Here is a 10,979-nt window from a genome sequence, read left to right as displayed (position 1 = left end):
GACATCGACATGGAGCTTGGAGTGGAGAACGGGCAGGTGGGCTGGTACGGAAAGATCCCGGCCGCGGGCGACTTCGTGCATCGGCGTCTGCCGCGTGAACTGATTGCGTGGTGGGACCACTGGTTGCAGTTCGGGCTGGTGGCGTTGAAGCAGGCGCCGGACGCGGCCGCGGCGCGCAGTTTTGCTTCGGCGCCTATCTGGAACTTTGCCATTCCGGCAGGGCCCGGCGCCGGCGTGGCGCAGCTGGGTTGCATCACCCCCAGCCGCGACCGCGTGGGGCGCGGGTATCCGCTGTGTGTCGTCGCGGCGCTGCCGCCCGCGCAATATCACAGCAGCATGCTGGATGGCGCCGGCGACTACTACCGTCAAGTGGGCTCCAGCATGTTGGCCGCCGTACGCCATGGCTGCGCGCCCGAACAGTTTGACCGCAGTCTTCAGCAAGTGCGCATGCCCGCTGCCGCGCCCGGCCCTGCCGCGCCGCGAGGGGGCAACGACATCATGGACATCTTGCGGGCGGGGCTGGACGCGGAATCCGCGCCCTTGGCGCGCCGCGCGTTGAATGCGTGGCCCGATCTGCCGTTTTGCTTCAACCCCAGTTCGCACACGAGCTATTGGTGGACCAACCAGGCGGACGGCGCGGCGTTGCAGACCTATGTGCATGGCGGCGCGCTGAACGCCACGTTGTTCGCCAGGCTGTTCTCGTCCCTGCCCACGTGGCGGCCATGAGTCTGATTGACCCCGGAGGACCGCGCATGACGACCGCTTCCATCACGCCACCGAGCCCGGGCACGGCTGGCATACCTGCCGCGCCTTGCCACCCGCGCCTGGCCGACCTGATGCGCTTGCCGCCAGGTCGCAAGCGCCAAGACGAGATCACGCGCATCGTCGCGGGGCTGGCCGCGTCGCTGGCGCCGTTGCACGCGGCGGGTCGGGTGCATGGCGGTATCCATCCGGGGGCGGTTGCGTTTGATGGGGGCGGGCCGTGGGACCCGATCGTCGGCAGGGCCGCAACGGGCGCGGCCACGTTGACGCCGCCGCCCGTAGCACCGGCGCCCGACGCGGAGGACGCGCCCCGGCATGCCGGATATGCGGCGTTCGAGCAATACACGGATGATCCGGCGTATGCCTGTGGGCCGTGGACCGATGTGTACGGACTGGCGGCGCTGGCTTACTTTCTGGCAACCGGCAGCGCGCCACCAAGCGCGCTGGCGCGTCGCGTGCGCGATGACTGCTTGCCGCTGGAGGAATGGGGCGCTAACGAGTACGAGAGGGCGTTTTGCGACGCGGTGGATAGCGGTTTGGCGATGACGATGCACGCAAGACCGCAAACGGCGCAAGCGTTCGCGGCAGCGATAGGAACGCCGCTGCTGCGTACGTCGCCGATATTGCCCGCGGCCTTGCCGACGGTGGCTACCCCTGCTGAGGTCAAGACGCCGCCGACCGCAGCATCGCCGCCCGAAGCACCGCCGACCGCAGCACCGCCGCCCGCAGCATCGCAGCCCGAAGCATCGCAGCCCGAAGCACCGCCGCCCGAAGCATCGCCGCCCGAAGCGCGGACGGCACGCGAACTTCCGCGTGAACGCGCGCGCGTCTTGCCTTGGATCTTGGCGTGCGCCTTACTGCTGGCGGGCAGCGGGTACGCCTGGGTTCGCATGACGTCTACGCCTGTTGAACTGGCCGGTACGCCCGAAGCGTCGGCACGTACGCCCCAGGCGTCGCCTGCCGTGACAGCCTCCGCTCCCGCGCCTGCCCCTGCGCCGACCCCGGATAGGGCGCCGGCGCCGCAGCAACCTCTGGCGACGGCGCCTGAACCGCCACAGGCTTCTCAGTCCACGCGCGCGACCCAGGCGTCGCAGGGGTCTTCGCCTGTTCCTGCAACTCAGCCATCGCAGGCTTCTCAGCCCACGCCTGCAACGCCGTCGGCTCGTGTTGAAGCGGCCTCCAGCGGCGGCGCGCCTGCGCCGGCGTCTGATGGCAGTGCAAGCAATATCGACGCCGCATCCGCACCCGCACCCGCACCCGCACCCGCACCCGCACCCGCACCCGCACCCGCACCCGCACCCGCACCCGCACCCGCACCCGCACCCGCACCCGCACCCGCACCCGCATCCGCAGCCGCGCCCGTCTCAATCGCGCCACCCAAGGCCGCGCCTGTTTCGGTGCGTGTTGCCGTGCGTCCCTGGGGCGAAGTCCTGATCAACGGCCGTTCACGCGGGGTCAGCCCGCCCTTGCGGGAACTGTCTTTGACGCCAGGACGCTACCAGGTGACCGTGCGCAATGCGACGGCGGGCGAGCATCGGATGACCTTGACGGTTGCGGCCGACAAACCGGCCGCGATCTCGCACGAGTTCAAGTGATACGCAAAAGTTGCGTGCCACGGAAATCGCGCCGGCGGATGACAAGCGGCTTGGCGGCGCGACGCCTGCCGCCGCCCCGGCGCGCCTTCAAGGTAGCGTGGACTCGCCCTTGAGCAGATCGTCCAGCGTCTCGCGTTGGCGCACCACGTGGTAGTGGTCGCCATCGACCATGACTTCGGCCGCGCGCGCGCGCGTGTTGTAGTTGCTGGCCATGGCCATGCTGTAGGCGCCCGCGGATTCCACCGCCAGCACGTCGCCTTGCTGGATGGCCAGTGCGCGCCCCTTGGCCAGCCAGTCCGCGCTTTCGCATACTGGCCCGACGATGTCGTATTCGACCTGATCACCGGCGCGCGGGCGTAGCGGCTGCACGCCGTGATAGGCCTCGTAAAGCGCGGGACGCAGCAGATCGTTCATGGCGGCATCGACGATCGCGAAATTGCGCGCCGGCGAATGCTTCAGATATTGCACCGTGGTTAACAGCATGCCCGCATTGCCCACCAGCGAACGGCCGGGCTCCAGCACCAGATGCAGATGCCCGTGGCCGCGCGCGTTCAGCCGTTCAAATACCCGGTCCAGCAACGCCTTGGGTGAAGGCGGCGTCTCGTCCGTATAGCGGATGCCCAGCCCACCGCCCAAATCCAGATGGGCGATGCGGATGCCTTCGCGTTCTAACGCATCGATCAGGTCCAGCAGCTTTTCCAGCGCATCGAAATAGGGGCTGATATCGGTCAACTGCGAGCCGATATGGCAGTCCACGCCCACGATCTCCAGGCCTGGCAGCTCCCGCGCGACGCGATAAACGTCCAGCGCCGATTCAATGGCGATGCCGAATTTGTTCTCTTTCAGGCCGGTGGAGATATAGGGATGCGTTTGCGCGTCCACATCCGGGTTCACGCGCAGTGACACCGGCGCGCGCAAGCCCATGTCCTGCGCCACTTCGGACAGGCGGCGCAATTCGTCTTCCGATTCGACGTTAAAGCACTTCACCCCGGCGACCAGCGCGTCGCGCATTTCCCAGGCTTGCTTGCCCACGCCGGAAAACACGACCTTGGAGGGCTCGGCGCCCACCGCCAGCGCGCGCTTGAGCTCGCCGCCAGAGACGATGTCAAAGCCCGCGCCCAACCGCACGAATTCCTTGAGAACCGCCAGGTTGGAGTTTGCCTTCATCCCGTAGCAGACCAGCACGGGCAGCGGCCCGATGGCGCTGCGATAGATTTCCCAAGCGGCCTTGAGCGCCGCGCGGGAGTACACGTACAGCGGGGTGCCTAGCCCATGCGCCAGATGGTCCAGCGGCACATCCTCGGCGTACAGTACGTTATTGCGGTACTGGAAATAGGGATGGCCGGTCAACTCCGGCGGCAGGGGAAAGGCTGTCGTCATGGGATCGAAGGAGGGGGAGGGATCTGCGGCGCGGGCTGCGAACGCGACGGCGGCTTGCCGTCAGGCGTCGGCATGTATAAAGGCCCCTTATAGCCGCATGCCGCCACCATGCCGGAGGCCACAAGCGTGGCTACAATGCGAAGAGCCATGCGGCTGAATGCCAATTGGAACACTGGGAACTCCGTAATTCTTGCAGGCTCGATTATGACCGAAACCGAATTTCTTGCGTTGATCGACCAGGTGCTGGACAGCATCGAAAGCCAGGCCGACGACTGGGCGGCTTCGCTCGACGTCGACGTGGAAACCACCCGCAGCGGCAATGTCCTGACCATGGTTTTCGAAGACAACACCCATGTCGTCGTCAACAGCCAGGCCGCCATGCAGGAACTGTGGGTAGCCGCCCGCAGTGGCGGCTTCCACTACCGCTACGACGGCCACCACTGGAACGACACCCGTGGCGGCCCGCAACTGCCGGACGCCCTGTCGCAAATCTGCTCGGCCGCGGCCGGCGTGCCGGTTACGCTGAAACTATAAAGCCGTCGTACTCGCAAAGTAACAAGGGCTGATAAGGCCGGCCGTCATGGCCGGCCCTTCAGATGCAACGAAGCCCCGGGTTTTACACCCCGGGGCTTTTCTTTATTTTCGCTTGGGGTTGGGTCAATGTGGGTCAGATCTTGAAGACTTCTTCCAGATCCACCGATTCTTCCACCGATTCCAGCTTCACGCTTTGTTCGATGTGTTCCAGGTGATGCAGCGTCAATTCCTCGGCGCGCTGGGCGTCGCGCGTCGCGATGGCTTCGGTTATCAGCTCGTGTTCGTCGTCGCGGCAGCTGGTCGCGGTGGGCAGGTTGTACAGGAAGATGACCAGGCAGGTCAGCGTGGACAGCTCGCGCATCGTGCGCGCCAGTTCGCCGTTGCCCGCCAGCTCGCTCAGAAGAATATGAAATTCGCCGGCCAGCCGGATGATGGCGCGCTTGTCGTCGCGCTTGCGGGCATCGTGTTCCAACAGCACGTGTTCGCGCAGGCGCGCCAGCTTCTCGGCGGTCAGGTTCTGCGTCAGGCGGCGCACGACGGCGGGCTCGATCAGCCTGCGCGCCTCGAAGACGTCGCGCGCCTTTTCGATGGACGGCTTGGCGACGTAGGCGCCACGCTGGGGGAAAAGTTCGACGATCTGTTCGTGGGCCAGGCGCGCAAGAACCTCACGGATGCGCGGCCGGCTGACTTCAAAGATTTCGGCCAGGCGCTCTTCGACCAGCTTGGTGCCGGGCTTGAGGCGGTTGTCCAGGATGGCGCGGTAGATGCGCTCATAGATGCCGGTGACCGAGTTTTCGCGTTTGTCTGATGCCATGGGCTCGTTCTTGGTTTGCGCGTAGGAACCCCGGGCGGGATCGCCGCCACGGGTAATGAGCGGTCTCTTGCCGCTTGTAGGTTGCTTATAGGCTGCACGTTGGCCGCAACTTGGCGGATGAACGTGAAGATACCCGATCATTCGCCGACATGGGCAAGGTCCAGCAGCCAGCGTCAAAAATAATGTTAACAATTTGACCTTGAAATGTATATTTCAGGGTAATCACTAGCGTAATCATTTTTGTATTCGGCCTAGAATCCGCTCACAACATGCCCATCCCGCCACGCTTTCGCGGCAGGGAAAGGGCGGATCAGACGGGCTGACGCATATGACGAAGCGAGGTTTTGATCTGGTGCTGCGCGACGCGGTGCTGGCAACGGCCGGCGATACCTGTCGCGCGGATCTGGGGATCGTGGACGGCCGCATTGTGCAGATCGGCCGCGGCTTGGCGGCGGGCATGTGTGAAATCGACGTGGCCGGACGCGTGGTCACGCCGGGCGGCATCGACGCCCATTGCCACCTGGACCAGCCGATGGCGCCGCCCGTGAAGTTGGCGGATGACTTTTTCACGGGTACGCGCTCGGCCGCCTGCGGGGGCACGACCACCGTGATCCCCTTCGCGGCGCAGCGCAAGGGCGCCACGGTGCAGGCCGCCATCGACGATTACCACCAGCGCGCCGACGGCCGAGCCTGCGTGGACTATGCCTTTCACCTGATCCTGACCGACCCCACGCCGACCGTGCTGGCCGACGAGCTGCCGCGCCTGATAGCGGCCGGCTACACCTCGTTCAAGTTGTATATGACGTACGACGCGCTGAAGTTGTCCGACGCCCAGATCCTGGACGTGCTGGACGTGGCGCGCGTGCATGGCGGCATGGCGATGATTCATGCCGAAAACTCCGATTGCATCGCCTGGCTGACGCGCCGCCTGGAGGCCTCTGGCCGCACCGCGCCGCGCTTTCATGCCGTTTCGCGGCCGATGCTGGTGGAGCGTGAAGGCGCCCATCGCGCCATCGCGCTGTCCGAACTTATCGACGTTCCCATCTTGCTGGTGCACATCTCGGGCGGCGAAGCGGTCGCGCAAATCCGCGAGGCGCGTGCCAAGGGCTTGAATGTCTATGCCGAAACCTGCCCGCAATACCTTTTTCTGACCGCCGCGGATCTAGGCACGGACGACAGCTATTTCGGCGCGCGCTGCGTGTGCAGCCCACCGCCGCGCGACAAGTCCAGCCAGGAGCAGATCTGGCAGGGGCTGGCGGACGGCCTTTTCACGGTGTTTTCGTCCGACCACTCGCCCTTCAACCTGACCGGCGAGGACGGCAAGACGCCCGGCGGCAAAGAGGTGGCGTTCCGTCATATTCCGAACGGCATTCCCGGCATCGAAACGCGCATGCCGTTGCTGTATTCGGAAGGGGTGTTGGGCGGCCGCATCAGCGTGAATCGCTTCGTGGAGCTGACCGCCACCCAGCCGGCGCGCGCCTATGGCCTGTACCCGCGAAAGGGCACGCTGGCCATCGGCAGCGATGCCGACCTGGTGATCTGGGAAGAGCGCGAGTTCACGCTCGCCAATGAACATCTGCACCACGCGGTGGACTACACGCCGTACGCGGGCATGACGCTGCGGGCGTGGCCCGCGATGACGTTGTTGCGCGGACAAGTCGTTTGGGATGGCGAGCGCTTTACGGGCACGCCGGGTCAAGGAAAGTTTTTGCCGCGCGGGCTGCCCAGCCTGGCGCCGCCCAGCGCCCGCCAGGGCTCGCGGCCAGACTGGCGCTAACGCAGCGCGCCACATGGATATCCGCCCTTCATTTCAGAGGAAATAACGTTGAAGACTACCCTGATCAAGAACGCCGACGTTGTGGTTGCCTGGGACGCCTCGCGCCAGCAGCACGTCTACATGAAGAACGCCGACGTGGCCTTTAAGGACGGCCGTATCACGCACGTCGGGGCGGGGGCGCAGGCGGCCACGCCGGATGCGGAAATCGTCAGCGGCAACGGCATGATGGTGATGCCGGGCCTGGTGGACATCCACAGCCATCTGGTGCATGAGCCCATCAACAAGGGCTACACGGACGAAACCGGGTCACCGGGCCTGTACAACTCGAATCTGTACGAGTACATGCCCACCATGGAAGGCGACGACGAAGCCGCGCCCGCGCAGCTGACGCTGGCCGCCGCCGAACTGCTGATGTCAGGCGTGACGACCGTGGTGGACATGTCGGTGGCACACGAGCACTGGATCGACATCATGGTGCAAAGCGGCCTGCGGGCGTATATCGCGCCCATGTTCCGCTCGGCGCGCTGGTACACGCGCAACGGCCATGTGGTGGAGTACGACTGGAACGAGAAGGCCGGCGAGGCGGGCATGGAGCGCGCGCTGGCGTTGATCGACAAGGCCGAGGCGCACGCGTGCGGCCGCCTCACAGGCATGCTGGTGCCCGCGCAGATCGACACCTGCACGCCCGAACTGCTGAAGGCCAGTCATCAAGAGGCAAAGCGTCGCGGCATCGGCTGGCAGACTCATGCCGCGCAGTCGCTGCCGGAATTTCACGAAATCACGCGCCGCCATGGCCTCACACCGGTCCAGTGGCTGCATAGCCTGGGCGTGTTGGATCCGGGCAGCATCGTCGGCCACGGCATCTTCGTGGACGACCACCCGAATACGCACTGGGGTACGGCGACCGACCTGTCCATCCTGTCGGAGACGGGCGCCAGCGTGGCGCATTGCCCCACGGTCTTCATGCGCCGGGGCATGGCGCTGCGCGACTTTGGACGCTATCGCCGCGCGGGCATCAACCTGGGCATCGGCACGGACACCTATCCGCACAACATGATCGAGGAAATGCGCCACGTGGGCTATCTGGCTCGCTTGATGGCGCAAACGCCGCGCGCGGTCACCACCGGCGAAGTGTTCCACGCCGCGACGGTCGGTGGCGCGAAGGCGCTGGGCCGCGAAGACCTGGGCCGCATCGCGGTGGGCGCGCGCGCCGACCTCGTGATGGTGGACATGACGCATTACCTGATGCGCCCGTCGCGCGATCCGGTACGCAGCCTGGTTTACGCCGCTGCGGACCGCGCTGTGCACACCGTGTATATCGACGGCCGCCGCGTGCTGCACGAGGGACAGGTGCATACGCTGGATTACCGCAAGGCCGCCGAGCAGGTAGACGAGGCCCAGCGCCGCGCCGAGGCGCTGGTGCCTTCGCGCGACCTGGTGGCCGGCCGCAGCGCGCAACAGATGTCGCCGCTGTCATTCGACGTCGTGTGACCTGATCGACACTCCATCCGAAGGGCCGGCACAGGCCCAGTTCGTCCATAAAACTACAAGGGAATGACATGGCTTTTCTGAATGCTGAAAGACTTGAAGCCCGCTATGGCCTGGGCCGCGTTGGCGCGGCAGTGGCTTGCGCCGCTGCCCTGGCCTGGGCGCCCGCGCAGGCGGAAACACTGACTGTGGTGATGGCCAGCAAGCTGACGGTGCTGGACCCTGTGTTGACGGCGTCGCACCAGACGCGCAACCACGCCTACATGATCTACGACACGCTGCTGGCGACAGACGCGAACAACAAGGTCCAGCCACAGATGGCGGACAAGTGGGAGATCTCGCCGGACGGCAAAACCTACACCTTCACGTTGCGCGACGGGTTGAAATGGCACGATGGCACCGCCGTGAAGGCCGAGGATTGCGTGGCGTCGATCCAGCGCTGGGCGCAGTCGGACAAGACCGGTCGCCAGCTCATGCCGCTGGTTGCGTCGATGGACGTCATCGATGACAAGACTTTCAAGATCGTGCTGACGGCCCCTGCCGACGTGCTGTCGGCACTGGGCAAGCCCAGCGGCCTGCCCAGCTTCATGATGCCCAAGCGGGTCGCGCAAACGCCGGTGGCACAGGCCATCAGCGATTACACCGGATCCGGTCCCTTCAAGTTCGTGCAGAAGGAATTCCAGCCGGGCGTGAAGACGGTCTACGAAAAAAACACCGACTACGTGCCGCGCAAGGAAGCGCCTAGCTGGACGGCGGGCGGCAAGGTGGTCAATGTGGATCGCGTGGAGTGGGTGGCGATGGCCGACCCGATGACGACTGTGAATGCCCTGCTGGGCGGCGAGGTCGATTACATCGAGACCGTGCCTTTCGACCTGGTGCCGATGGTGAAAGGTTCACCGGACCTGACGCTGCGTGTGCTGGACAAGATGGGCTACCAGCCCATGTACCGCTTCAACCAACTTAATGCGCCGTTCGACAACAAGCTGGTGCGCCAGGCGGCCATGTATGCGGTCGGCCAGGGTGACATCCTGAAGGCGCAAGTGGGCGATCCGGAATTCTTCAAGACTTGCGGCGCGGTGTTCGGCTGCGGCCTGCCGTATTCCAGCGATACCCGTGCCGACATGATCGTGCCGTCCAACATCGAGAAGGCGAAGGCGTTGCTGAAGGAGGCCAAGTATGACGGCGCGCCCGTGGTGATCCTGCATGCCACCGACATTGCCATGGCGTCCGCCATCCCCGTGGTGATGGCGCAGCAGCTGCGCCAGGCCGGCTTCAACGTTCAATTGCAGGCCATGGATTTCATGACCATGCTGTCGCGCCGCGCCAACCGCGACGTGCCGGCCAAGGGCGGCTGGAGCATTTTCGTGACCACGTGGCACGTCAGCGAAATCATGGACCCGCTGCGCAACTATGGCGTGTCCGCCAACGGCGAGAAGGCCTGGTTCGGCTGGCCGACCGTGCCTAAGGTCGAAGCGCTGCGTGACCAGTTTCTGGTGGCGGCGACGGAACCGGAACGCAAGCAGATCGCCGACCAGTTGCAGGACGTGATGCTGGATGAAGGCGTGGCCGTCACACTGGGCCAGATCGAGACCGCCGCCGCTTACAGCAAGAAGCTGTCCGGCGTGTTGGAATCGCCCGCGCCGGTGTTCTGGAATATCAAGAAAGCCAGCCGGTAAGCCAGCATGTTCAGCTACCTACTCAGGCGCATCCTGGCGACCGTTCCGGTGGTGCTGACGGTGGCCGTGCTGGTGTTTTGCCTGCTGCGCCTGACGCCGGGAGATCCGGCGCTGATGCTGGCGGGCGATGCGGCCACCGAGACGCAGCTGGCCCAGATTCGCGAGCACATGGGGCTGGACCGGTCGCTGGCCACCCAGTTCCTTCTGTGGAGCGGCCAGGTGCTGCAAGGCGATCTGGGCGTGTCGCTGCATTCGGGCACGCCCGTCACCGCGATGATCGGCAATCGCGTGGGGCCGTCGCTGGCGCTGGCGCTGTCGACCATCCTGCTGTCCACGCTGATCGCGGTGCCGCTGGGTGTGTTCTCGGCGTGGCGGCGCGGCACCCGGACTGACCGGGCGGTGATGGCGTTTTCGGTGCTGGGCTTTTCGGTGCCCATCTTCGTCACCGGCTATGCGCTGATCCTGTTGTTTGCCATGAAGTTGGGCTGGCTACCCGTGCAGGGCTATAAGTCGCCTTCGGCGGGTCTTGTTGCCTTCGGCATGCACCTGTTGCTGCCCACCATCGCGCTCAGCACGGGGTTTGTGGCCCTGATCGCGCGCATCGCCCGCAGCAGCGTGCTGGAGGTGATGGGTGAGGACTTCATCCGCACCGCGCGCGCCAAGGGCATCACCGAACGCGCCGTGATGATGGCGCACGCGCTGCGGACCGCGGCCGTGCCCATCATCACCGTGATCGGCGTGAGCATCGCGTTATTGATCAGCGGCGTGGTCGTCACGGAGTCGGTCTTCAACCTGCCCGGCCTGGGGCGGCTGGTGGTCGAGTCGGTGCTGGCGCGCGATTATCCGCTGATCCAAGGGCTGATCCTGCTGTTCTCGCTGGTCTACATCGGGGTGAACCTGACGATCGACGTCCTGTACTCGGTGTTCGATCCGCGCATCCGTTATTGAAGGAA

The 10,979-nt window shown here is 65.3% G+C and carries 10 protein-coding genes; 7 read left to right on the top strand and 3 right to left on the bottom strand.

Translation table 11 applies throughout. The annotated features are described in order from the left end of the window. The first annotated feature begins 9 nt into the window (after positions 1 to 9). Positions 10 to 726: a type VI secretion system-associated protein TagF gene (gene tagF, locus AC6LJY_RS03835; protein ID WP_046802901.1), complete on the top strand. Its 717-nt coding sequence runs from the start codon at positions 10 to 12 to the stop codon at positions 724 to 726. Positions 727 to 752: 26 nt separating this feature from the next. Beyond that, a complete protein-coding gene (locus AC6LJY_RS03830; protein ID WP_498135352.1) occupies positions 753 to 2,357 on the top strand; it encodes a serine/threonine-protein kinase in 1,605 nt (534 codons plus the stop codon). Between the two features lie 87 nt (positions 2,358 to 2,444). Here the strand turns inward: AC6LJY_RS03830 and lysA are convergent, their stop codons facing one another. Together lysA and lptM are read right to left on the bottom strand one after the other, a co-directional pair. Then, complete coding sequence (lysA, locus tag AC6LJY_RS03825; RefSeq protein ID WP_498135351.1) at positions 2,445 to 3,737, bottom strand: diaminopimelate decarboxylase; 1,293 nt, start codon at positions 3,735 to 3,737, stop codon at positions 2,445 to 2,447. Next, positions 3,734 to 3,886, bottom strand: coding sequence for an LPS translocon maturation chaperone LptM (gene lptM / locus AC6LJY_RS03820; protein ID WP_082134345.1), 153 nt, complete (start codon positions 3,884 to 3,886; stop codon positions 3,734 to 3,736). The genes lysA and lptM overlap by 4 nt, the downstream gene beginning before the upstream one ends. Before the next feature lie 55 nt (positions 3,887 to 3,941). On the opposite strand from lptM, the gene cyaY reads away from it, so the two are divergent. Beyond that, a complete protein-coding gene (cyaY, locus tag AC6LJY_RS03815; protein WP_046802904.1) occupies positions 3,942 to 4,271 on the top strand; it encodes an iron donor protein CyaY in 330 nt (109 codons plus the stop codon). A gap of 133 nt (positions 4,272 to 4,404) precedes the next feature. Here the strand turns inward: cyaY and AC6LJY_RS03810 are convergent, their stop codons facing one another. Continuing rightward, positions 4,405 to 5,085, bottom strand: a complete 681-nt coding sequence (locus AC6LJY_RS03810) for a GntR family transcriptional regulator (RefSeq protein WP_498135350.1) — start codon at positions 5,083 to 5,085, stop codon at positions 4,405 to 4,407. A gap of 328 nt (positions 5,086 to 5,413) precedes the next feature. Between AC6LJY_RS03810 and hydA the strand changes: the two genes are divergently transcribed. The 4 genes from hydA to AC6LJY_RS03790 all read left to right on the top strand — a co-directional run bounded on the left by hydA (position 5,414) and on the right by AC6LJY_RS03790 (position 10,974). Further along, the gene (hydA, locus tag AC6LJY_RS03805) at positions 5,414 to 6,862 is read left to right on the top strand and encodes a dihydropyrimidinase (protein ID WP_498135349.1); all 1,449 of its coding nucleotides are present in this window, start codon (positions 5,414 to 5,416) and stop codon (positions 6,860 to 6,862) included. A gap of 48 nt (positions 6,863 to 6,910) precedes the next feature. Further along, positions 6,911 to 8,353 carry an amidohydrolase family protein gene (locus AC6LJY_RS03800; RefSeq protein WP_319307585.1) on the top strand — a complete coding sequence of 481 codons (1,443 nt, stop codon included), beginning with the start codon at positions 6,911 to 6,913 and terminating at the stop codon, positions 8,351 to 8,353. A 68-nt stretch (positions 8,354 to 8,421) separates the two neighbouring features. Next, positions 8,422 to 10,026, top strand: a complete 1,605-nt coding sequence (locus AC6LJY_RS03795; protein WP_498135348.1) for an ABC transporter substrate-binding protein — start codon at positions 8,422 to 8,424, stop codon at positions 10,024 to 10,026. A 6-nt stretch (positions 10,027 to 10,032) separates the two neighbouring features. After that, positions 10,033 to 10,974: an ABC transporter permease gene (locus AC6LJY_RS03790; RefSeq protein WP_104142492.1), complete on the top strand. Its 942-nt coding sequence runs from the start codon at positions 10,033 to 10,035 to the stop codon at positions 10,972 to 10,974. Positions 10,975 to 10,979: the final 5 nt, after the last annotated feature.

Source organism: Achromobacter sp. RT286_PF (assembly GCF_059760425.1).
Note: the sequence above shows the minus strand (reverse complement) of the source record. Positions and strands in the feature narration are given on the sequence as shown.

Bases quoted from the DNA above. Each gene is read 5' to 3' on its own strand.
- tagF (WP_046802901.1), top strand. From the start codon at position 10: ATGGAGCTTGGAGTGGAGAACGGGCAGGTGGGCTGGTACGGAAAGATC.
- AC6LJY_RS03830 (WP_498135352.1), top strand. From the start codon at position 753: ATGACGACCGCTTCCATCACGCCACCGAGCCCGGGCACGGCTGGCATA.
- lysA (WP_498135351.1), bottom strand. From the start codon at position 3,737: ATGACGACAGCCTTTCCCCTGCCGCCGGAGTTGACCGGCCATCCCTAT.
- lptM (WP_082134345.1), bottom strand. From the start codon at position 3,886: ATGGCTCTTCGCATTGTAGCCACGCTTGTGGCCTCCGGCATGGTGGCG.
- cyaY (WP_046802904.1), top strand. From the start codon at position 3,942: ATGACCGAAACCGAATTTCTTGCGTTGATCGACCAGGTGCTGGACAGC.
- AC6LJY_RS03810 (WP_498135350.1), bottom strand. From the start codon at position 5,085: ATGGCATCAGACAAACGCGAAAACTCGGTCACCGGCATCTATGAGCGC.
- hydA (WP_498135349.1), top strand. From the start codon at position 5,414: ATGACGAAGCGAGGTTTTGATCTGGTGCTGCGCGACGCGGTGCTGGCA.
- AC6LJY_RS03795 (WP_498135348.1), top strand. From the start codon at position 8,422: ATGGCTTTTCTGAATGCTGAAAGACTTGAAGCCCGCTATGGCCTGGGC.
- AC6LJY_RS03790 (WP_104142492.1), top strand. From the start codon at position 10,033: ATGTTCAGCTACCTACTCAGGCGCATCCTGGCGACCGTTCCGGTGGTG.